The organism is Prolinoborus fasciculus (assembly GCF_056724605.1).
On record NZ_JBWZQN010000021.1, the window covers coordinates 25,234 to 48,938 of the forward strand.

A 23,705-nucleotide genomic window follows, 5' to 3' on the forward strand; every position below is an offset into this window, starting at 1 on the left:
AATATGAAAAATATAAAGGGACTAACTTATAAGCCATTAGATTGTGATGATATGGAGCGTTCTATTCAGCTCTGTAATGGAATTGAATATTTGATTGATGACTTCCTTAGAGAGATCAATGGTAAAGAACCTGTTCAGTTATTCAAGAGTGAATACCAAGCTAATTTACTAAAGGTTGCTTCTCACCTGGAAGAACTGATCCACCGGCTTACTTATTTGGCGAATAAAAATAATAAGGCGTTTTACTTTAGGCATTTGTACGCGATTCTTAAAAGTTTGAGCTATGCACCTAATCCATTAATCATTACGGCGTATCATCTGGATCCTAAGCATGAGTTTAAGCGGTTAATTAATCGAAATGCTTTTGAATTTGAAGTAGGTCAAATTGTTAAAAAAATTCAGTTTATAAAGCCAGTATTACAATCACTCGCTGTAGGCCGAAAGTCCGGTATTAGAAGCATTTCTCATTCTTTTTGAGAATATTTCAGTATAAAAAGGGGGCCTTGATAGCCTCCTTTTTTCATTGCTGTACACACCCATTTTTTGAGGACACATAACCATTTAATTTTGAAGTATTGAGTAAATTACTTCGAGAAAGAAAATGGCATTAATTCCACGATCACAAGGCCGAACAGTATCACGGCCAACATTGCAGCAACATACGCCAATAACTGGACTGGCCTCAGTCGGTAAAGCTATTGATGGTGTGCTTGAGGCGCGTAAAGAGGAAAAGGACAAAACAGAAAAGGCTGATTTTGCATTACAGTCATCCAAGATTGGTGCTGATATCAGCGTTGTAGATAATGACTTAATACTCAAAATGCAGAGTGAAGGGCTGCCATATGAAGAGGCAGTCAAGCAGAGACAGGATAGCCTTGAGTCAATCAAGAAACAGTATAAAACTGTGGTACCTAAGCAGTTTGAGCAAAACTTTAATAATTACTTCGAACAGCATTCTTATCAAAGTGCATCGAAGTATTTGCCGATCGCGCAGAAGTCAGAGCAGCAACAGGCAATTGTCCAGCTCAAGGACATGAAAGAAAATTATTTAAAGAACCCGAATGCTTCCGAGCAAGAAGTTTGGAATGGTTTAGCAACATATGGACAGTCTAAGAGCCTACCTTTGGCCCATGTTAAAGATACTTATAATGAATATAAGAATAATCGCTCCAGTAATGATGTAGCTGCATTCTATTTAGGAAATAAGTCGGACAATGAAAAGCTGACTGAACTGACAACTCCTGAAGCTGTAATAGCAAAACATCCCAATTTAACCCAAGAGCAGGCTGTCTACTGGAGTGGTCGTGCACTTACTCAAATGGATCAGAATAAACGTGCGGCTGCCTTGCAGCAAAAGCAATTAGATGATGATGCTAAAGATGCTGTTAATGAAATGAAGGCAGACATTGAAACTGGATTAATTCCAAGTGAGGCAGTAATCAAGTCTCGTTTGGCACGTGTGCAGGGAACTCAAAAAGAGTCTGAGTTTGTTCAATATAGTGGGGCCTTGATTGAAGTACAACAGTTCATGAGATTGGGAGCGGATGAGCGCGAAGCTTACCTCAGTAAAAAGCGTTCAGAGGCTCAAAATACGGCGCAAGATAATGCTAAAGACGTGAGTTGGAAGTTAAATCTTCTTTCTAAAACGCATGAAAATATGCTGGGCTATGAGAAAAATAATTCAGCTCTGGCTTACTCGATTAAGACTGGCCAAGATCTAACAGTAGTACCAACCAATGCGATTCTAAGCGGCAATCCTGAAGCCATTAGTGCTTTATCTAAGAACATCAAATCTATTCATGCCAACAATATTTTAAACGGTACTGTAGGGTCCTTAAATCCATTCTCTACCCAACAACAATCTGAATTAAAGCAGTTCTGGGAAAAGGCTAAACCTGGTGACAAATTAGGTTTACTAACGAGTATTTATAAATCTAGTGCAGGTAATGCCAATGCATCCAGAGACATGATCAACAGTATTGCAGGCGAAAGCGGTTCATATCGTTTATCTGCATCACTGAATAACCGTGGTCTGCAAGATATTGCTGGTCAGATCGTTACCGGTCAGGATCTGATTGAGAAGGGATTAGTCAAAGTAGATGAAAGCGGCTTAACAAAGCATACAGAAACCTATTTAGCCGGCATTACTTCACCAGGTAAACCTGACTTTCAAATCTATCTGGATTCAATCAAAGCCAACTATGCTTATTTGGTTCAAAAATCTGAAAAGGTTACTGATACAAAAGGCAATATTTTAAATAAAACTATTGATGAAGAGCTCTTCAATAGAGCTGCTAAGAATGTCACAGGCGGTAAATTTACCTCAGGTGGATTCTTTGGAAGTAAGTCGGTCGTACTGCGGCCTCATACTGTTGGTGAGAAATCATTTCGTGAGCAGCTGGAGACTTTTAACTCTCGTAATGCCCGTAACTATGGCGGATCTGATAAAGACTTCTTCTTGGATTTACCTTTAGAACAGGATCCAAAAAATCCCTACGTCTATTACTTCAAGAATGGTACCAAGTACATCATGGATGCCACCGATAAGAAGCGTCAAACACGCTTAACTTTTAAAGTGAGATGAGGTAGAGATGGATTTTTTAGCAGATGATGAATTAACGTTAAATCAGGATGATCCTCGCTTTAAACCTAAAAGTGAACGTGGCGGATTTAGCGACGGCGTATTAGGTACTGTTTCTGGTGTGGCAATGGGTACCATTGAGGCAGCTACTGCACCGGATGCCTTGATTCGTGGTGATAAGAAAGCAGCGGCACTAAGAGCGCAAAACCTTGAGATTTTTAAGCCTGATGACTTAGGGGGAGTGGGTGAATTTACCTACGGCTTGACTAAAGACTTTACACGTATTGGCTGGAACGCCGTCACTACATTAGGTACAGGCGGTGTACCTGGTTTGGCCCTAAACTCTGGACTATTTGGGTACCAGACCTTTGAAGCAGAAAAATCAGACTTACTGAATAAAGGGGCAGACATAAAAACGGCCCGAACCGGTGGAGCTATTAAAGGGGTTACAGATGCTCTGGGCTTTGCTATTCCTACCCATGGTGTTGCTAAATCGGTAGTAGCTGATGCTGTGGCTACTACTGCGCTGGCTACTGGAGCTGGCGTAGCTGGTGATTATCTGGAAGGTTCATTTCTTGAAAACAATGAAAATAAAAAGGTCGCTCAATACGGTGAAGCATTAAAGGAAAATGCTTTAAGTCCATCCACATTAGCAGCAAACGGCGGGATGGCACTCCTACTCAACTTGTGGGCGAACAAAGGGCGTTTACGACCAGAGCAGATTAAAGACCATAGTAATGTAGATACTATGAATGATGCGGCTCATATTCAGGCCAACATCGAGCATGCAGAGGGTACGAATCCATTTAGCCCAACTAATGCAAAAGAGGCCAATTCACACTTTGATGCATTGGATAGTGCAATGGAGAGTGCATTGAATGATGAGCTGGTCAGCTTAAAAGCACCAGTGACAGGCACACCTAAAGCAATCGTAACCAGTACACCAGTGGTACCAATAACAGGTACACCGAAGGCTATTGTAAGACCAAGCGCTATCAATACTGATGAGAAGAAAACGCCAGTAATAGCTGATGTCTTGACTAATCCTGTATTTGATAAAAAACCGTGGACAAAAACGATTGTCCAGGAAGCCTCTAAACGGGGTATCAATCCAGTGGATGCCTTGGTCATTTCTCATTTGGAAACTGGTGGCACTTTTGATCCAAAGATTCAGCCACCAATCGATAAAAAGACAGGAAAGCCAATATCATCTGCTACTGGTTTATTCCAAACCCTTGATGGCACCTTTGCCCGTATGGGGGGTAAGAATAAGTTTGATGGTAATGATCAAATTAAAGCGGGCCTGAACTACTACGAGTACAATGCCAAGGTTTTCCGCAGCCACTTTAATCGAGATCCGAATGGCCTAGAACTTTACTATCTGCATTTCTTTGGTGAAGGTGGTGGACCAGTCTTTTTGAAAGCCAAAGATAATGAGCTTTTTGTAGATGTGGCTACACGCTGGAGTAAAGGCAATCAGAAGAAGACTGCAAGACAGATTGCAGAAGGTATCACTTCAAGTCATCAATTCAATGGGATGACTGTAGGGCAGGTAAAGGCCAAATACGAAAAGCGCTGGAATGAAATCGCAAGTCTTTATAGCGATGTTAGTCTAGATGCTTCAGCAAGATTTACTGAAGTCCGAGGGAGTGAATCAGAGTTCCCACAGTTTGAGTCTGATATAACTGCACCCCCTACTTACAAGTCCCAATCTGATGCTGAAATTGAAGCAATGCCTTTTGTACTCAGTGCAGATGAGCATAGTGTGAAGTCACTCCAGGAAGAGTTTGAAGCCCTATCTTCTCCATTGACCAAGGAGGATCTGGAATACCTCAAGGCTACGGCGCATTATCAGTATTCTGAAGGTGGTGCTTATCGAACGCCGTATGTTGAACCTCAGGTCGATTTATCTGGCCCTGGTAATAGTGCCAACCGTAATTTGGATACATTGGATTCCGAACTTCAGCAATTCACACCAGATCAGCAAAGAGTTATTGTTGATACGCCTGATTCAAATACTTTGGATCTCAACACTAGAGAATCTGGCCAAAATATTCCGCAAAACTCAATTGTTGATGGTGTAGATAATTGGACCCCAACTAGATCGCAAAACTATCTCAAACGAGAGCGTTTAATGGAGGATGGGGGAGTTATTCAAGAGCTACACAATAGTACTTCTAATACGACATTCCAGCGCCAGATTAATCAGGATGGCACCATTAGCCCGGTAAAGGCTACACGTAATGGAAATGATCTATTCGCCCATCCTGCTAATGGTAAAGCCGATAGTCCTGAATTAACTGCAGTACAGCATAAAGCTACCCAGGCATTAGAACGGGAGTTCTGGAAGCCAGGTAAATCTAAGGTTGATGGTGCACCGGACTTAACCAAGGCTAGTAAAGGGGAGTACGGTGCATTCACTGACACGGCAGACGGCAGGGAAGCAGTTTCAATTCTGGAAGCAGATCCCGATATGGAAGTGACCTTTACGCGTCTGGATGAAAACGGGGATGAGGAAATTGTGACGATGTCATCCCGAGATCTATTGGACTATGTCAAAGAGCAAGAAGAAATCGCAAAAGATGAAATTCAGGCAGTGAAAGCATTGGCAAGCTGCGCATTAAGATTTGGGAGTGAAGCAGCATGAGAGCTGAATGTAGAGAACAAGTTGCAAAGGCATTAGGTAAAAGAAAATTAAGTGCAGCTGATAGTAATCGTATTTCATCACTGTATATCCGGGCACAAAATACTCTGGCCAGAACAGATCCTGATTGGATGTTTAAAAGTCCTGCTGAACGTGCTGAAGCGATTGCGCAGAAAACTGCTACGGATCTCGCCGTCCAGATCGCTAAGAACAATCAGAACATTGCCCGGGATGCCATCATCAAGGCCCAGCTACAGAACGAAATCTATAACCATCCTAAATTAAACCCGGTCCAAGCTTTAATGCGGAAGATTGCATACTTCTCGGATCAGAGTGGTATCCAGTCTATAGAGAAGCAATCCCAAGCCTTGCACAGTCGCTGGATGTCATTGGTTGCTGATGTGTTTACCAAGACACAGGAACGCTTTGGCATGTCAGTAAACAAGGCCATGACTGATGACATTATCCGGGTCATGTTTGGTGGCAAATCTGATAATCCAGAAATTACGGCGATGGCCAAGGAAGTAAGTGCAGCCCTGGAGGAAATGCGTTTAGCCTTCAACCGGGCTGGTGGGAATATTAAGAAGCTCGATAACTTTGGCTTTATGACATCACATGATCAGAAGAAAGTAGCCTTAACAGATCAATCAGAATGGGTGAACGATGCATTGGCTGGAGTAGATCGTAATCAGTATGTCAAAGAGACTGGTGAGTTGATGAATGAGCTGGAGCTTAAATCCATGCTTGAGGAGATTTATAAAACCATCTCAACCAACGGCGCCAACAAAGACTTACTGATACTGAATAAACAGGCCAAAGCAGGTGCATCACCTGTAGGTGGTCGCTCCAAGATGGCGAATCGTCACCAAGAGTCCAGGGCTTTGCATTTCAAGGATGGTGACGCATGGCTGGCGTATCAGAAGAAATATGGAACTTATGATGAAGCAGGGTTTCATGAGATTCTGAAAAACCATACTCACCGCATGAGTACAGAAGTGGCCATGATGCAGAACCTTGGATCCAATCCTCGTCATACCTTTGAGTCGTTATTGGATGAAGCCAAGATCAAACTGAAAGCAGATCCACAGAATGGCATGAAACATGGTGAGATTGATAAGCAGGCTCATCGGGCCATGTCCATGTATAACACTCTGGATGCCAATACCCGGGCGATTGATTCAACCTTAGGTAACGTTATGGGTGGATTACGTGCCTTAATGGTTGCATCTAAATTAGGTGGCACCACGCTGACGACCTTTGGCGACCATGCCAGTATGAAGAAGGTCGCTAATATGCTGGGCCTGTCCTATACCAAATCGATCCTCCCTGAATACATGAAGCAATTGAAACAGGGTGCCACACGTGATGAAGCATTGCGGTTTGGCCTTGGGATTAACGAAATGGCCGGTTCAATGACCCGTTTCGGTGATGCTGATATTGTCAGTAGTGCTACCAAGTCAGGCCGTTTTAATGCGCGTATGCAGGCTTTTGCTGCAACGACTATGAAACTATCAGGACTGAACGCCGTCACTGCAGGAGCGAAACGAGCGCTTAATCTGGTGCATATGAATAAGCTTGCTGAAATGACCCGTAAAACGGATTGGAAGGATCTTGGTGCAGATGATCTTAAGATCTTACAGGGGAATGGTATTACCGAGCGTGACTGGCAGTTATGGCAGCAGCTGGAGCCAAGTAAACGTGAAGATGGGACGGCGGTACTGACTCAGAATGATTTCTTTAATGCACCAGATGATGTGATTAAGCAGTTCTTGCCACTGGACAAGCAGGACAATGCTAATGCACTGGCTGACTTCCGGTATAAAGCTGCTATGAAATACCAGACTCATCTATTTAACGAGGAGTCAGTCGCTATTATTGAAGCAGGTGTACGTGAACGTAGCATCATTAACTTAGGCGAAGCTGGAACCATCCAAGGGGAATTAGGCCGAACCTTATTCCAGTTCAAAGGCTTCCCATTGGCTTATATGTTCCGTATTGGTCATCGTGCCTTTGCCCAGGGAGATATTAAGAGTCGGGTGACGTTCCTAGCTTCGCTACTGGCTTATCAAACTTTAGCAGGTGCATTGATCGTTCAGACTCAGAACTTGGCCAATGGTAAGAATCCAGAGCCGGTATTTACGATTGATTTCTTTGGTAAGTCACTTCTTAAAGGTGGCGGGCTTTCCTTCCTGGGGGACATCATGTCTGCACTTTCAGATCCAACTGGTCGAAGTGCATCAGACTTTATCAGTGGCCCATTATTAGGCCAAAGCATGAAGCTGGGTATGCTGCTAACTGGTATGGGTAACAACATCATCGAGGGGAAAGAATCTACCCGGATGATGGAGGTGGCCAATACCCTGAAGAGTAATATTCCATTGCAGAATCTTTGGTACAGTAAGCTGGTGGTGGATCGCATGCTGTATTCCAAAATGCAGAATATGATTGATCCTGATTATTTACCGAGAACACAGCAGCGCCTGGAGAACTTAGGTAATAGTTACTGGTGGGATTTATCAGAAGAATAAAATTAGGAGCTTCGGCTCCTTTTTTAATTTTTAGATTACTATGTTGTATTGATATTTATAAATAGCCAAAATTCAACATCAAATGATGTGATGAGACAATTAAGGGGGAAATATGATTGGTAGAGTTTTACCCATATTACTTTTAGGGTATTCAACAGTAGCTTTAGCAGAAAATGGATTTGATCGCTCGTTAATCAATGCCAAGATAATCAATGAGAAATATGAAATTATTGATATTGATAGCTTTAACGATCTTACTCGTCAAATCACCAATGAAGTAGTTTCGACGTTACCTAGAAAGGTTGATGCTGATACAGAGCTATTAACCATGGTGTTAAGCAGACCCTTAATTTCTCAGACTTATGCGCTAAGAGATATTGAAACTAAAAAGGATTTATCGGAAAAAATAGACTTGGAAAAGTTTAGTCAATTAATTAGAAATTACGCTTGTTCCTCAGCTATTGGCACTTCTCAAGTTTATAGGGTCAATGGCACTCATTTTTCTTTTAAAGTGATTAATAGTAATTTTATGGAACTTTACAGCTATACATTCCCACTAAGAACATGTGAAGAATGAATGTGAAATACAATTCAAAGTTTGCAGTTATTGCTGAATAGCTTGATTAGTATGACTACACTTTGAGGAATAATTGATGACCTTATATATCTCAACACCTGAGCTATTGAAGCGCTATGGAATTACTAAAGGCACTTTGATCAGCTGGCGAAATAAAAAGAACTTCCCTGAGCCAGTGATTAAAGCGCATGGGCGCTCAAGCAGCCGTTACGGGATCAAAGCAGTTGATACCTGGGAAAGAAATAGTGGATTGCTTGAATCACTTGAAATACAGCCTTTGATAACACCACATTCATAATTTTAGTAGAAAAAGGAATTTCGCATCATGAAGAATATAATAGCATTCTCTTTAATGGCTCTCATGAGCTCAGTCTCTTTGGCCACCCCAATTACACTTCAGCATTCTAAGACCAGCTATGTGAACTCAGGGATCTGTTCCGCCGTGGTGGATGTGACGATCCATGATTTTCTTGGAACCTATGACAAACTGTATTTAGACCTGGTAGCAAAGGACAGATCCGGCAGAGTGCAGGGGACTTCGGAAAATGTAATAACCTACGGCGATATACAAAATCTTCAGGGTAAAGCATTTGGAAATGTTTTTCTTGAATCTGAAACAATGTGTGGAGCAGATCGTACCTGGACAGTTCAGGTTAAGCGCGCCGTCTTGGTCGTAGATGGTAAAAGAGAAGATCTACTGAAGGCCAAGAAAGTTCATATTGATGATTTTCAGCCTATGAGAATAGTAGCTAAATAACAGACTGATTAATAATTCTTGAATACATAGATTAAATTTTACTCATGTCTACCGTTACACAGCCGGAAACTGTGCGTTTCTGACATTTTTACCGTCCGTTTCTGACATTTTTACCGTCCGTTTCTGACATTTTTACCGTCCGTTTCTGACATTTTTACCGTCCGTTTCTGACATTTTTACTGTGCGTTTCTGACATTTTTGGGGATTTTTAACCGTCCGTTTCTGACATTTTTACTGTGCGTTTCATACTTTTTCTAAAAGCGTTACTGAGCAAAATCTAAAATATTTTGCATGAAGCAGTAGTGCTAGATTTGTTTTTCCTTGATGTACCTTGATGGAATGGGATTTCCTCAAAATAGCGGCAAACCTTGCTGCATATAGCTTTCAAGCTGTTTTGATGGTCTTCCTACTGGTGGCCTATCAAGGAAACCAAATAGACGCTGTAAAGAACAATTTAAGACTGTTTTGTTTTACGGAATCAAAATTATTAAATCGCTGTATGCCATGCTGTGATTGGCATAGAAGCATTTTCGATAATTACCCTGTAAAACAAAAATTACTTAGATGTACTTGGATGGATTTTAAATCTGATCAAGTTTTTTCTTGATGATTCTTGATGAAACAAGGCTTTCTTCTTAGACGTACTTAGACGGAACGAAGTTTTAATAAAATGACCGTGATGCTTATCTGATAAGGTTTTTACACAGTTTTAGGGCACTTTGTAGATGAATGCTGTCAAGGTAACGTGTAGGGATGCCGTGTCGCTAAAGTACGGCGCTTTTAATTCGGCTTGATTGGGTTTCAGGTGGCCCCAGCAGTATCTGCAGTATTCTGTGTTATTAATATATTTTAGATAACTTTAAAGTGAAGTCGTATGAACAGGGTAAAAGCTGAAATTAAATTTGGTAATTACGGTTTTTTTAAAGAAAGTCTTAATCACTCTATATCAGTGGATTTGCCAGCAATACCGCGTATAGGTGAGAAGATATCTTTAATTATTGATGGTGAACTACACAAAGGCCGGGTAGTGGATCTGGTGCATGAGATGGAATTAAATAGTGGATCTGGTGAACAAGCAGGATTCCATTATCGCTGTGTGAAAATTGTTGTGGATCCATTTAATTAGTTCATATGCCAAATAGAAAGGGTAGCATTTCAAATGCTACCCTTTCGGATTTCAAATCTGATAGGGCTTAATGCAGGTAATTGTTTTCAAAGCAAAGCGCAAAATTGCGTTTTGTCTAATTAGACCTTATCGATCTAATGCTGTCTAAGGGCATTTATTCAGTCGTAGTGCAAATATCGTAACTAGTGATTGAATCTGCATGGTCATTTTGACCATTCAGCTATTGGGTTGGTGTTGGCCAGGTGGTATTCCTTTTCACTACACTTAAAGTGTAGTTAGCGTTCCGAGAGTTTTCGGATCGGGAGCACTTCCCCCACAGGCGGATATGAGCAAACTTGCTCATATTTGAAAAGTGCCCAAGTGACTAGCTCTGCCACTTGGACGGCCAAGTTAATTTAGCATTTGAAATGCGGATTTAAAATCTGAAATTCTACTGATGAGCTCAAAGTTGGTTAGTGCGGATTTGCGCTCCACCAAAAAGTGGAGGCCAAAAAAAAGGACTATCAAAAGTGACGTGCAGCATAAGCTCCATAAAATTGAGGAGCTTTATAATCCGATCCGTTAAGAACCTGATCCACTAAATAGAGGAGCAGCTAATAAAAAATAATTTATTGACCAATATGAGAGAGTACAAAACATGATTGGAGGTTAAATGGGAGGTTAAGTATTTATGTATATTAAAATAAATTAATTAAAACAATGAATTGCAATATTTATATATCGCAATCATATGGCGATTTATTGAGTTATTCAGATTCAAGTTTAGAGATTCAAAAAGTCCCGCTTTCGAGCGGGATTTTTTATGACATTTTAATTATATTTATTTAATCCAGCCCATTCGAATTAAAGGCGAAAATAACCAATAATGAATACCCAAAATAAAGTTCATGATTTGATTCTCATATTTCCACCACAATGGTAATCCAGCTAAATTTACTGTTATTGCCATCAGAAACGCACCCAGCATATCAATCGGAAAATGCACACCGACATAAACACGCGACCACGCTACCAGCCAAGCTGTCCAGATTAGAATTCTTCCCAAGTCTCGCTGCGGTGAAAAATAATAGGCGAAGGCAATCCCACTAAAAATACTCATATGGTTGCTGGGAAAAGAACCAGTCGGTGCATGTTCAATCAGGGTGCGACCAACATCCATCACAAACGGGCGTGGGGTATTGAGTACCGCAGACAATACTTCACTCATCAATAATGTAATAGCTGTAAAGATGAAGGCTTTAATAATCCCTGTTTTTACTTCGTAACTACCACGGAACCAAGCAATAGCAAAAATCAGCAAAAAGAGATAAACCAGGTCATGCGCAATCAGGGAGGCATAGTTGATCATCCAGATTGAGGCTTGGTCGGGTACATTTAAGATATGAAACAGGTAAAGATTCAGTTGGTCAAGGGACATGAGCAGAGAGGACTGGAACAAATGTCCGTTACTCTAAACCGGTCAAACCTCAATTCCTACCTGAGTTTGTATGAATTTGTAGCCTCGCTTTTTAAAGAATATTCACATGATAAAAAACCACTCAAAAGAGTGGTTCTTAAAAGTCTGAATAATATAATGAGGTCTTATTTAAACTGAATCGCTCCATTCGCGCTGACGGCCATTTGCGATTCGCCTGCTGCAACTTCCTGCTCAGGAACCGCCATATCAGCCGATGCAGATTTCATCATGGCCATACGCGGTACTGGCTGTGGTGAATAATTGTTAGTATTCAGGTTTAAGTTCACCAGTTGATAACTCGGTTTGTTCCAGGTCTGGGTGAGTGCCTGTGCGCGTTGCTGGAAGTTTTTGGTGGCTTCAATCATCAGCTCGCTTTCAACTTTTTTACGCTTTTCGTCAGATACCTTGAAATTAATCGACTGGGTCTGGAAGTGCTGTTGTAATTCAGCAATCAATTGAGATGTCGCTTTAAAATCTTTTGATTCCAGACGAATCTGGGCACGACCACGCCATTCTTTTAATTTGCGGTTGTCATTGTCATAAATAGGGTAAGTACTTTGTGCCCCAGTCTCGATTTTCACAGTTGGATATTTGCGTGCTGTGGCAATTGCTTGATTCATCAGCTGGTTAATTTGAGTGGCCAGTTCAGCTGGTTGTTTGTTGGATTTTTCAATATAAAGCACAGCATGCATTTCATCATTTGAGATTTCACGGCTGGCCTCTGCTGAAAGATTAACAACATTATAATTCAGAGATTCAGCAGGAGCTGCAAATGCGCCTGTGGCGAGGGTGCTGGCAAGGATCAAACTGGTAAGTGCTAAGAGACGCATGAAATTGTCCTGTTTTTCTTAAAATTGGCCATCTAAGCCGTTGTTAAAATATTAAATCTCAATTGTGATCTTTTTACGAAATATTTGTCGTAAGAGTGTTAAATTTTCTTTAATTTTATCTCATTATTTAATTTATATTTATTATTAATAATTAAATACTTAATGAATAATTTTGAGATTGATTACCTGAATGTCGCCTACGCTACAAAAAAGCATAAAAGAACACGCTTTTCTTTCTGCTGTCACACTGTAAGATGATGATTTAGGGGATGGATTAGCATGATGTTTTTTTTCGATAAAGATTAGGACAAAATGTGACTGAAAGTTGTTTATTTTCCTGAAAAATTCGGTATCATCCGCCTCCTAGTTATTCGAATACAAAACTGCTAGCTAGAACCTTTATAAAGCGCCGAGTCAAAGGACCAAACGTCACCAGACTTATTTCTTTCACCCATATCAGAGATGGTAATTCGATATGAGCGTTACTTCTGTAAACCCTGCCACCAATTCCACAAACGAATACTACTTGACTCGCCAAAGTCAGATGGAATCGAATGTGCGTAGTTATCCACGTAAATTACCGTTAGCGATAGCGAAAGCACAAGGTTGCTGGGTTACCGATGTTGAAGGTACTGAGTACCTTGATTGTTTAGCTGGGGCAGGGACGTTGGCATTAGGCCATAATCATCCTGCGGTCATTCAAAGTATCCAGGATACGATTGCAAGCGGTTTACCATTGCATACCCTGGATCTTACTACTCCTTTAAAAGATGCTTTTACTGAAGCACTTCTTTCTTATCTTCCAGGTGGCCAAGAAGAATACTGCTTGCAGTTCTGTGGTCCATCCGGTGCAGATGCAACCGAAGCCGCGATTAAACTGGCGAAAACCTTTACCGGTCGTAGCTCAGTGATCAGCTTCTCTGGCGGTTATCACGGTATGACTCACGGTGCATTGGCAATGACAGGTAACCTGTCTGCGAAAAATGCAGTGAACGGCTTGATGCCGGGTGTACAGTTCATGCCATACCCGCATGAATACCGTTGCCCATTGGGTCTTGGTGGTGAAGCCGGTGTTGATGCCCTGACTTACTACTTTGAAAACTTCATTGAAGATGTAGAAAGTGGTGTGACCAAACCTGCAGCTGTAATTCTTGAAGCGATTCAAGGTGAAGGCGGTGTGGTAACGGCGCCAGTAAAATGGTTGCAAAAAATCCGGGAAGTGACTGAAAAACACAACATCGTATTGATTCTTGATGAAGTTCAGGCTGGTTTTGCACGTTCAGGCAAAATGTTTGCATTCGAACACGCAGGGATTGAACCTGATGTTGTAGTGATGTCTAAAGCCGTAGGTGGTAGCTTGCCGCTTGCCGTACTGGGTATTAAACGTAAGTTTGATGCTTGGCAACCTGCTGGTCATACCGGTACTTTCCGTGGTAACCAATTGGCGATGGGTACAGGTCTTGCAACGATCAATACCATTAAAGAACAGAACCTGGCTCAAAATGCACAAGAGCGTGGTGATTTCCTGCAAGCTGAACTTAAAAAACTGGCTACTGAATTCCCGTGTATCGGTAACGTGCGTGGCCGTGGTCTGATGATCGGCGTTGAAATCGTAGATGAGCGCAAAGATGCGGATCATATGGGTTCTTTACCTGCTGATGGTCAGTTGGCTGCAGCGATCCAAACCGCTTGTTTCAACAATAAATTATTGCTTGAGAAAGGTGGTCGTAACGGTACAGTGATTCGTTTACTTTGCCCGTTGATCATTACTCAAGACGAATGTGTTGAAGTGATTGCTCGTTTCAAAAAATCGGTTGCTGAAGCACTAGTTGCAGTTCGAGGCGCATAATTCATGGTAGATTTCGCAGAACATCGTAAAGCGTTACTCTGCAATGATGCTGCATCCATTGCTGACTATCAGGCTGGCATGGACCAAGCGACCAAAGCGGTTGCGGCATGGTTGCAAAACGACAAAATGTACACTGGCGGCAGCATTAACGAGCTACGCAGTGCGATTGCATTTAATCCTTCAAAAGAAGGTTTGGGTGTAGAAAAATCTCTTGAGCGTATGGTTGAGCTATTCCTCAACAAGAGCTTAAAAGTACATCATCCACATTCACTTGCGCATCTTCACTGTCCAACAATGGTGACCAGTCAGATCGCGGAAGTGCTGATTAACGCAACCAACCAGTCAATGGACTCATGGGATCAAAGCCCGGCCGGTTCGTTGATGGAAGTTCAGCTGATTGACTGGTTACGTCAAAAAGTGGGCTATGGTGCAGGTCAGGCCGGTGTATTCACTTCTGGTGGGACACAGTCTAACTTGATGGGCGTATTGCTGGCGCGTGATGCTTGCATTGCGAAAAACTGGAAAGACGAAAACGGTAATCCGTGGTCGGTTCAGCGCGATGGTATTCCTGCGGATGCGATGCGTAATGTCAAAGTCATCTGTTCTGAAAATGCACATTTCTCTGTGCAAAAGAACATGGCGATGATGGGCATGGGCTTCCAGTCAGTGGTCACTGTTCCTGTGAATGAAAATGCACAGATGGACGTAGATGCACTGGAAAAAACCATGGCGCATCTTCAGTCTGAAGGCAAGATCGTGGCATGTGTGGTGGCAACAGCGGGTACAACGGATGCTGGTGCGATTGATCCATTGAAAGCAATTCGTGAAATCACCAATAAATATGGCGCGTGGATGCACATCGATGCGGCATGGGGTGGTGCACTGATTCTATCCAATGACTATCGTTCTATGCTGGACGGGATTGAGCTGTCGGATTCGATCACGCTTGATTTCCATAAGCATTATTTTCAAACCATTTCTTGTGGCGCGTTCCTGCTGAAAGATGAAGCGAATTACCGTTTCATGCATTATGAAGCAGAGTATCTGAACTCCGCTTATGATGAAGAGCATGGCGTTCCTAACCTGGTATCGAAGTCACTACAAACGACGCGTCGTTTTGATGCATTGAAATTGTGGATGACAGTTGAAGCACTGGGCGAAGAGCTTTATGGTTCGATGATCGATCATGGCGTGAAATTAACCCGTGATGTGGCAGACTACATTAAAGCGACTGATGGTCTGGAGCTTCTGCTTGAGCCTCAATTCGCGTCTGTCTTGTTCCGTGTGGTTCCAGCGGGATATCCGGTTGAATTACTCGATACGCTCAATCAAAACGTAGCAGACGAACTGTTTGCACGTGGTGAAGCGAACATTGGTGTGACGAAAGTTGGTCAGGTTCAGTCTCTGAAAATGACTACTTTAAGCCCGGTTGCAACGCTTGATAATGTGAAGAACCTGTTGGCGCTAGTGCTTGCAGAAGCGGATCGTATCAAGGATTCAATCGCTGATGGTACCTACACGCCACCAATTGCATAAGTGATTGTGGTGTGAAAAAAGGAGATCGAAATGATCTCCTTTTTTTGTAGGCTTAAAAAATAAAAAGGTCATTTCCCAGATCGAAATTCCCCACAAAAACACGGAAGATCTGAATCCCGTTTAGCCTGTTATTTATTTGTCATAGGCTTATGTAAAACTGGGGAGCAGGATTTATCCTGAGTTCAGTTTTATAAAAATTGTTACATGTCATTGGTCTAAAATTTTTTATTGAAGTGAATGACATAAAGAACTTAATCATTGAAATCCATAAAAATTTAATCAAGAAAAAGCCGCTAGATTAAAAATCACTAAATCGTAATAAAGCTGTAACTTATCTGTCATATTCTAAAATCAAAATGCAGGTATCGAAAGAAGTACAAAACTGAATAAAAAGTGGTGTACTCCAAATTTGCATAAATGAGAGAGATACTAGAATGCGCTTTACAAATATAGCTTTAGCATTAGCAGTAACCGGGGCAACTGCTGTAACGACTGCACACGCAGCACGTGACACCATTCAAATTGCAGGTTCTTCAACTGTACTTCCATATGCCAGTATCGTGGCAGAAGAATTCGGTAATACTTTTCCACAGTTTAAAACACCAGTTGTCGGTTCTGGCGGTTCTTCAGGTGGTTTAAAGCAGTTCTGTAATGGCGTGGGTGATAACACGATTGATATCGCAAACTCTTCTCGTCAAATCAAGAGTACAGAGCTGGCAGAATGTAAAAAGAATGGCGTTAACCAAGTCCTAGAAATCAAAATTGGTTATGACGGTATTGTGTTTGCATCGAATGCAAACAAAGCGGCTTATAAACTGCGTCCACAACATGTCTTCGCTGCACTTGCTGCACAACTTCCATCAAATGGAAAAATGGTCGCTAACCCGTACACGCGTTGGAACCAAATTGACAAAGCACTTCCGAATGAACCGATCACCCTGGTAATTCCTGCGTCGAATCATGGTACGCGCGAAGTCTTCCAGGAGAAAATGGTGGATGCAGGTTGTGAAACGTATGCTGTAATTAAGTCTCTAGACAAAGATGCCAAGAAAAAAGCTTGTACAACATTCCGTAAAGATGGCCGTGTGGTTGAGATTGCCGGTGACTATACCGAAACATTGGCACGTTTAAAAACTTCTCCAAGTGCGGTAGGTGTGTTTGGCCTAGGTTTCTATGACCAGAACCGTGACCGTCTACGTGTTGCTACGGTGAACAATGTAGCGCCTTCTGAAAAGACCATCTTGAATGGTGCTTATCCGGTATCACGTCCATTGTTCTTCTATGTGAAAGGCGAGCACTTGAAATCGATCAAAGGCTTACCGCAGTTCACAGAATACTTCCTGAACAAGAAAGTATCTGGCAAAGGCTCTAAGCTGGAAAAAGCAGGTCTGATTTCAATGTCTGATAAAGAACGTGCGGCAGTCCTGGCAAATTTCAAGGCTGGTAAAGCGGTTGTTGTGAAGTAATAAATGATTTTGAAAACGCTGGTGGTAGGGTCAACCTACCATCGGCTTTTTGCGATAAACAAGTTTTTTCAAACCATGAAAATTGAAAAAACAGTGGAGAATACATGAATCTGCTACTTATAGGTGTGTTATTGGCCATCATGGCCATAGCCTATCAAATCGGATTAAGTAAAAGCCGTAGCTTAGCAGGTAAGGGAAGCAATTCTGCAAACTTACACTCGCGTCCTGGATATTATGGTGCCCTGGTTGCACTATGGTGTGGTATCCCTGCGTTTTTAATTTTGATTGTTTGGAACATGGTGGAACCCACTTTTCTGGAGCAGGTCGTACTCAACCATTTGCCAGAAAATGTTTCTGCTAGTCTGGATCCGGCAAGTCTGAGTGTTGTGATTGATCGCGTTCAGGCACTTGCCTCAGGTTTCGGGGTCAGTGATACACCTGCAGCCTATGAAGTTGCAGCAGCAGAACAGCTGGCTAAATTCTCGACCATTGGTACCTTTGCCAAATTGGCAGTCGTGATTTCGGCTGCGCTGGCCGGTCTGGTCTGGGCCAAGAAACATATTAGCCAGGAATTCCGTGCACGTAACCAAGTCGAAAAAATGATTAATATCGGCCTGGCATTGTGTTCAGGTGTGGCGATTCTGACCACTCTCGGGATTGTGATGTCGATGTTTGGCGAGGCAATGCGTTTCTTCAGCTTCGTCAGCCCACTGGATTTCTTCTTTGGTACCCAATGGAACCCGGGATTTAGTACCTCTGGCAGTGCTGAAGGCAGTTATGGTTTATTGCCACTGTTATGGGGCACGCTCATGGTCAGCGGGATCGCACTTTTAGTTGCAGTTCCGGTTGGCCTGATGATTGCGATCTATCTGGCAGAATACGCTTCACCGCGATTCCGCTCTTGGGCAAAACCTACAATTGAAGTGTTGGCGGGTATTCCTACGATTGTCTATGGTGTCTTTGCCTTGATGATCATCGGTCCATTCCTTAAAAGCATGGGTGCCCTGGTCGGACTCGAAATTAATGCGACCAGTGCGCTGACTGCCGGTCTGGTGATGGGCATCATGATTATTCCGTTCGTATCTTCTCTGTCAGATGACATCATCACTCAGGTGCCGCGTGCCTTACGTGATGGCTCTTTGGGTTTGGGTGCCACCAAATCTGAAACGATCCGTCAGGTAGTTTTACCCGCAGCCTTGCCGGGTATTATTGGTGCGTTCCTGTTGGCGGCGTCACGTGCGATTGGTGAGACCATGATCGTGGTTCTTGCAGCCGGGAACAGCCCACAGTTGCATGCCAATCCACTTGAAGCCGTGTCTACGGTCACGATTACCATCGTGAATCAGCTAACTGGCGATACTGACTTTGCTAGTCCACAAGCACTGGTGGCCTTTGCACTAGGACTGACGCTATTCGTTATTACCTTAGGTTTGAACATTGTTGCACTGATCATCGTGCGTAAATATCGTGAGCAATACGACTAATGAGTACTTCAAATACAACGCCTGTGGATCAGCGTATTGATCCATCCATCGCCGCCGAGCTGCGTGAAAAGCGTAAGAAGACCATTCAAAGCTCTTTGGCACGACGTCATCGTAAAGAAAAAACCTTTCGTTTATTTGGTTTCTCTGCGGTACTGGCAGGTCTGTTCTTTGTGGTATTGCTGTTCGGGAGTATTTTATCCAAAGGTTTGCCTGCATTCTGGCAAAGCAGCATGAGTTTGCCGATTCATTTCGATCCAGCCATTGTGGATATTGGTCCAAAACCGAAGCCAGCTGCAGGAGAATCTCCAGCACAGTTTGAAGATCGCTTTATCGCCTGGCAGACCGAAGTCGGAATGGTGGATTGGGATGCGCTGATTATCAACGGCATGATTGCCAAAGACAGCAAGCTGGAAAGCCAGCGTGATGAACTGGGTTCTTTATATACCAGTTCTGAGGCGTACCGCTTGCGAGACATGGTCATGAATGATCCGAGTCTGGTCGGTCAAAGCAAGGAAGTGAAAATTCTGGCGGATGCCAATGTCGATGTCTGGCTGGCAGGAAATATTGACCGTGATCTTCCCGATGAACAGCAGCAGCTCAGTCCTGAAGTACGTCAGGTGGCGGACGAGATGAAAGCCTCTGGTGTGATTGAAAATAGTTTCAATACCAATATTTTCACCAGTCCTGACTCGCGCAGTTCACCAGCAACTTCTGGCTTGGCAGGCGCCTTTATGGGCTCGCTGTTCATGATGATGATCGTGATCTTTATCTCGATTCCAATCGGGGTGGCTTCCGCGATCTATCTGGAAGAGTTTGCACCGAAAAACTGGATTACCGATGTGGTCGAAGTCAATATTAACAACCTGGCAGCCGTTCCCTCAATTGTCTTCGGTCTATTGGGTGCAGCGATCTTCATTGGCTGGATGCATTTGCCACTCTCAGCACCATTGGTGGGTGGTCTGGTGCTGAGTCTGATGACCTTACCGACTGTGATCATCACCACACGCGCATCACTTAAAGCGGTTCCACCTTCGATTCGTCAGGCAGCTTTGGGCCTCGGTGCTTCTCGCATCCAGACAGTATTCCATCACGTCTTGCCTTTGGCTTTACCGGGTATTTTGACAGGCGCAATTATCGGGGTTGCACAAGCTTTAGGTGAAACCGCACCATTGTTATTAATCGGGATGAGTGCTTTTGTTGCCAGCGTTCCAGCCACACCATTTGATCAGTCAACGGCTTTACCTGTACAGATTTTCTTATGGCAAGGCAATGAATTGCGTAACTTCTTTGAAGGGCGTACCGCAGCAGCAATTATTGTACTTCTGGCCATGATGATCAGCTTGAACAGCCTGGCCATCTGGTTACGTAAGAAATTTGAAGTCCGTTGGTAATAGGGGCAGAATCATGAACACAACTGTTATTCAAAATTCCTTAAAAAAGGATCAAATCGTGAATCCACAACAGACACAATTCACCTCGGATGAGGCGACACAAAAGCCGGCAACTCCGTTTGTTTCCCAGTTCGATACGCAAAGCAGCAGCAAAAAAGATGCGAAGTCGACGAATGTGAAACTTAGTACTTCTGATGTGCATGTGTACTATGGTGAAGCGGAAGCGATTAAAGGCATTGACCTGAACATTTATGAAAATGAAGTGATTGCTTTTATTGGGCCATCAGGCTGTGGTAAATCGACCTTTCTGCGTACCTTAAACCGCATGAACGATACCATTGATAGCTGCCGTGTAACCGGTAAAGTGATGTTGGATAACCAAGATATTTATGATCCAAATCTTGATGTGGTCTTGCTACGTGCACAGGTTGGTATGGTGTTCCAGAAGCCGAACCCATTTCCAAAATCAATCTTCGATAATGTCTCCTATGGCCCAAAACTGCATGGTTTGGCGCGTGACAAGTACGATCTTGAAGAAATTGTCGAAGGCAGCTTGCGCAAAGCCGGTCTGTGGGAAGAAGTGAAAGATCGTTTGAACCAGCCGGGAACAGGTTTGTCAGGTGGTCAGCAGCAACGTCTGTGTATCGCGCGTACGATTGCAGTCAGTCCAGAAGTCATTTTGATGGATGAACCGTGTTCGGCACTTGATCCCATTGCAACCGCCAAAGTGGAAGAGCTGATTTCTGAGCTATCTACGCAATATACCATCGCGATCGTAACTCACTCCATGCAACAGGCAGCACGTGTATCGGATCGTACTGCGTATTTCCATTTGGGGGATCTGATTGAAGTCAACTCGACCGAAAAAGTCTTTACCCAGCCAGATCATCAGTTGACTGAAGCCTATATTACCGGGCGTTTCGGTTAATCCCATATCTAGAATAAGAGCCGCAAGGCTCTTTTTTTATAGGTGAAATAGATGGTGATAATCGTAATAATTCTCGAAATAAAGTTGAAAAAAACCGAAATTGACCTAATCTAAAGGAATAAATCCGAATTAAATAGAGAATAGATTTTTTATGTTATTTCATACTCCGAAACTGTCCGCTGAAATCCGTATTAGTCATCTCAATGCGCGTATCAATGAACAACGAAAAAAAATAGCGCAAACTACTGGCTCTAAACTGGAACTTTTACAGTTATCACAACAACTGTCAAAAGAAGCGCGTGCGCGTAAGAAAACCAATCAAAAAATCTATGTACTCGATTTTAAAGGCGATATGGCGGCTTCTGCGGTAGAAGGCTTGCGTGAAGAAATTACCTTGATTCTGGCCACAGCCAAAGCCGGTCGTGACCGTGTTGTAGTGCGTCTGGAAAGTCCGGGCGGCATGGTTCATGGTTATGGACTTGCAGCAGCTCAACTGGTACGTTTACGCGAGGCAGGTTTTCATCTGACCATCTGTGTCGATAAAGTGGCCGCTAGTGGCGGTTATATGATGGCGTGTATCGCCAATGAAATTATTTCTGCACCATTCGCGATTGTCGGTTCAATTGGTGTGGTTGCTCAAGTCCCCAACTTTAACCGCCTGCTGAAAGACAATAAAATCGACTTTGAACTCTATACCGCAGGACAGTACAAACGTACCGTGACTATGTTTGGTGAAAATACCGAAGAGGGTAAGGCCAAGTTTGAAGAAGAATTACAGCAAACACATGCTTTATTCAAACATTTCGTTGAAAAGTATCGCCCACAGCTGAATATTGAAAAAGTGGCCACTGGTGAGCATTGGTATGGTCGGGATGCGCTAGATCTAAATCTGGTGGATAAACTGCAAACCTCAGATGAATACCTGCTCAACTTGTTGCCCCAACATGATATCTATTCCATCCAGACCCGCAAGAAACCAACTTTGGGTGAAAAACTGGGCCTGCAAGCAGCGCAAATTGCTGATTCACTGGTACCCACTGTCATGAATAAAGTCATGGAAAGCTTAAGTAAAGCCAATGCAAACTTGGTACAAATGCGTGATCCAAAACTTTAATTCAGTTGATCTTGAATGAATTTTAAAGCTCACTTCGGTGGGCTTTTTTATTTTTTGAAATCATATTGTTGTGATATAAGTGGAGTACTCTGATTGAGTCTAGGCTCATATGCTCACGTTTATTTTGTTGCTTGGGTTTTTTAGTATCGTATTTATTCCGATGTTATGTATGCTTTATTCTGAAGCAAAATTAACTCAGGATAATTCTAAGAAGGTTTTGTTTTGGCTGAGTTTTCTACCCGGCGTTTGTATCTTTCTGCTGTATAGCTTTCTAAAGCCCAATGATCCACCTGTTATTCCATCGAAAGAATGTGGCGTTGTGCAGTTTTATCAGATGCATAAAGTTCGAGGTGGTAACGAATTTGAACGTGTGAGTATTCGCTTTGATGGCGCTCAATAGTCGGCATTTATTCTTCGATAAGCATCTGGATAAAATCCCTCAAGGCCAAAAGGCCTGCTTTGAATATCTAGATAAGTTCAAATATCCACATTTGTCAGAATCTAAGTTTGTTCAATGGATTGAACCGAATGAAATGTAAACCATCACTGAAACTAATCAGATAAAATAAAGCATATTTTATTGTTAGAGCAGAAACATGGCTATAGCTGAAGCATTTCTTGCGACGCAAAATTGTTATTTTAATTATGAATTTGAAGAACTTTATTTAGAGGATGATTTTCCTGAGGAGTTATCTGTGTCACTGCGTGGCATAATGTTCCGTCATGAGATTCAATATCCTGATGCAACCTATTTCATTTATTACAGTGAGATGTTGACGGGGAATGAACTGCAAAAAATGAAGGATGATTGGATGCGATATTGCCCATATTCTTAATTGAAGAATATGAACGTAATTAAATGCGTCATCCAAAACTTTAATTCAGCTATTAGATTGTGATTTTAAAAGCTCACTTCGATGAGCTTTTTTGATTTTTCGGTATCAATTGCAGCCCGCCTGTTATCGCCGCGCCAATCGTAGCAAGCAAGATGTCTTTGTGCGCATCCCACATATCACCTTGTTGTCCATTATAGTTTTCAGCTTCCTCAGGAGATAAACCAATGGCAATCAGCCATTCCAGCCATTCATAGAGCATGCTGCTGGCCACCACAAACTGAATCACCAGCAGGAAAATGACCACAGGTTTTTGCTGCGGTAACCAGACCTGAAACAGGCGATGGAAAATTGGATAAAGTAATAATCCGTAGGCCAGATGGACAAATCGGTCGAACAAATTGCGTGACCAGTGCATGGCTTCATTCAGATTAAAGCCAAAAATCTGTTCGATCCACTGGTTATAGGGCACATAAGAATAAGTATCCATTAAAAAGTAAACATGTATTCTTTTCCGAATTGGTTTGATACTTTCTCCACCCATTGCTCTATTTTGTCAGCTGTCATGACTTGAAAATCTCGCCAATAATATTTCATCTGCTTCC

20 protein-coding genes are annotated in these 23,705 nt (G+C 42.6%); 17 read left to right on the plus strand and 3 right to left on the minus strand.

What is annotated here, in order from left to right; genetic code table 11:
- Positions 1-3: 3 nt before the first annotated feature.
- The 8 genes from AC1P5O_RS06940 (at position 4) to AC1P5O_RS06975 (ending at position 10,213) form a co-directional block, all read left to right on the plus strand.
- Positions 4-477: a hypothetical protein gene (locus tag AC1P5O_RS06940; RefSeq protein WP_499005911.1), complete on the plus strand. Its 474-nt coding sequence runs from the start codon at positions 4-6 to the stop codon at positions 475-477.
- 124 nt (positions 478-601) lie between these two features.
- Positions 602-2,584, plus strand: coding sequence for a hypothetical protein (locus tag AC1P5O_RS06945; protein ID WP_499005912.1), 1,983 nt, complete (start codon positions 602-604; stop codon positions 2,582-2,584).
- Positions 2,585-2,591: 7 nt separating this feature from the next.
- Positions 2,592-5,228 carry a lysozyme family protein gene (locus AC1P5O_RS06950; RefSeq protein WP_499005913.1) on the plus strand — a complete coding sequence of 879 codons (2,637 nt, stop codon included), beginning with the start codon at positions 2,592-2,594 and terminating at the stop codon, positions 5,226-5,228.
- On the plus strand, positions 5,225-7,753 hold the full coding sequence (locus tag AC1P5O_RS06955) for a hypothetical protein (RefSeq protein ID WP_004782682.1): 2,529 nt from the start codon (positions 5,225-5,227) through the stop codon (positions 7,751-7,753). Before AC1P5O_RS06950 ends, AC1P5O_RS06955 begins: the two co-directional genes overlap by 4 nt.
- Positions 7,754-7,865: 112 nt before the next feature.
- Positions 7,866-8,330: a hypothetical protein gene (locus AC1P5O_RS06960; RefSeq protein WP_004782681.1), complete on the plus strand. Its 465-nt coding sequence runs from the start codon at positions 7,866-7,868 to the stop codon at positions 8,328-8,330.
- Between the two features lie 76 nt (positions 8,331-8,406).
- Complete coding sequence (locus tag AC1P5O_RS06965; protein WP_004691603.1) at positions 8,407-8,628, plus strand: hypothetical protein; 222 nt, start codon at positions 8,407-8,409, stop codon at positions 8,626-8,628.
- Positions 8,629-8,655: 27 nt separating this feature from the next.
- Positions 8,656-9,087, plus strand: a complete 432-nt coding sequence (locus tag AC1P5O_RS06970; protein ID WP_004782680.1) for a hypothetical protein — start codon at positions 8,656-8,658, stop codon at positions 9,085-9,087.
- 874 nt (positions 9,088-9,961) lie between these two features.
- The gene (locus AC1P5O_RS06975; protein ID WP_004782677.1) at positions 9,962-10,213 is read left to right on the plus strand and encodes a hypothetical protein; all 252 of its coding nucleotides are present in this window, start codon (positions 9,962-9,964) and stop codon (positions 10,211-10,213) included.
- An 820-nt stretch (positions 10,214-11,033) separates the two neighbouring features.
- Here AC1P5O_RS06975 and AC1P5O_RS06980 read toward each other — a convergent pair.
- Both AC1P5O_RS06980 and AC1P5O_RS06985 read right to left on the minus strand, forming a co-directional pair.
- Positions 11,034-11,630, minus strand: coding sequence for a phosphatase PAP2 family protein (locus AC1P5O_RS06980; RefSeq protein WP_004279704.1), 597 nt, complete (start codon positions 11,628-11,630; stop codon positions 11,034-11,036).
- 164 nt (positions 11,631-11,794) lie between these two features.
- On the minus strand, positions 11,795-12,499 hold the full coding sequence (locus AC1P5O_RS06985) for an SIMPL domain-containing protein (RefSeq protein WP_004279706.1): 705 nt from the start codon (positions 12,497-12,499) through the stop codon (positions 11,795-11,797).
- 475 nt (positions 12,500-12,974) lie between these two features.
- Here AC1P5O_RS06985 and AC1P5O_RS06990 point away from each other — a divergent pair, with 475 nt between their 5' ends.
- The 9 genes from AC1P5O_RS06990 (at position 12,975) to AC1P5O_RS07030 (ending at position 23,103) form a co-directional block, all read left to right on the plus strand.
- Positions 12,975-14,348: a diaminobutyrate--2-oxoglutarate transaminase gene (locus AC1P5O_RS06990; RefSeq protein ID WP_004279708.1), complete on the plus strand. Its 1,374-nt coding sequence runs from the start codon at positions 12,975-12,977 to the stop codon at positions 14,346-14,348.
- 3 nt (positions 14,349-14,351) lie between these two features.
- The gene (locus AC1P5O_RS06995; protein ID WP_004279709.1) at positions 14,352-15,884 is read left to right on the plus strand and encodes a pyridoxal phosphate-dependent decarboxylase family protein; all 1,533 of its coding nucleotides are present in this window, start codon (positions 14,352-14,354) and stop codon (positions 15,882-15,884) included.
- A gap of 434 nt (positions 15,885-16,318) precedes the next feature.
- Positions 16,319-17,350 carry a substrate-binding domain-containing protein gene (locus AC1P5O_RS07000; RefSeq protein ID WP_121980046.1) on the plus strand — a complete coding sequence of 344 codons (1,032 nt, stop codon included), beginning with the start codon at positions 16,319-16,321 and terminating at the stop codon, positions 17,348-17,350.
- Between the two features lie 104 nt (positions 17,351-17,454).
- Positions 17,455-18,834: a phosphate ABC transporter permease subunit PstC gene (gene pstC, locus AC1P5O_RS07005; protein WP_005107378.1), complete on the plus strand. Its 1,380-nt coding sequence runs from the start codon at positions 17,455-17,457 to the stop codon at positions 18,832-18,834.
- Positions 18,834-20,225: a phosphate ABC transporter permease PstA gene (gene pstA / locus AC1P5O_RS07010; RefSeq protein ID WP_004279713.1), complete on the plus strand. Its 1,392-nt coding sequence runs from the start codon at positions 18,834-18,836 to the stop codon at positions 20,223-20,225. The genes pstC and pstA overlap by 1 nt, the downstream gene beginning before the upstream one ends.
- A gap of 13 nt (positions 20,226-20,238) precedes the next feature.
- Positions 20,239-21,153 (plus strand): phosphate ABC transporter ATP-binding protein PstB, encoded by a 915-nt coding sequence (gene pstB, locus AC1P5O_RS07015; protein ID WP_004279716.1) that lies wholly within the window; start codon positions 20,239-20,241, stop codon positions 21,151-21,153.
- 151 nt (positions 21,154-21,304) lie between these two features.
- Entirely contained in the window at positions 21,305-22,267 is a 963-nt protein-coding gene (sohB, locus tag AC1P5O_RS07020) for a protease SohB (protein ID WP_004646527.1), read from the plus strand.
- A gap of 109 nt (positions 22,268-22,376) precedes the next feature.
- The gene (locus AC1P5O_RS07025) at positions 22,377-22,667 is read left to right on the plus strand and encodes a hypothetical protein (RefSeq protein WP_318270487.1); all 291 of its coding nucleotides are present in this window, start codon (positions 22,377-22,379) and stop codon (positions 22,665-22,667) included.
- Positions 22,668-22,863: 196 nt separating this feature from the next.
- Positions 22,864-23,103, plus strand: coding sequence for a hypothetical protein (locus AC1P5O_RS07030; RefSeq protein ID WP_121980047.1), 240 nt, complete (start codon positions 22,864-22,866; stop codon positions 23,101-23,103).
- A 73-nt stretch (positions 23,104-23,176) separates the two neighbouring features.
- Here AC1P5O_RS07030 and AC1P5O_RS07035 read toward each other — a convergent pair whose 3' ends face one another.
- On the minus strand, positions 23,177-23,590 hold the full coding sequence (locus AC1P5O_RS07035) for a DUF2238 domain-containing protein (RefSeq protein ID WP_318270488.1): 414 nt from the start codon (positions 23,588-23,590) through the stop codon (positions 23,177-23,179).
- Positions 23,591-23,705: the final 115 nt, after the last annotated feature.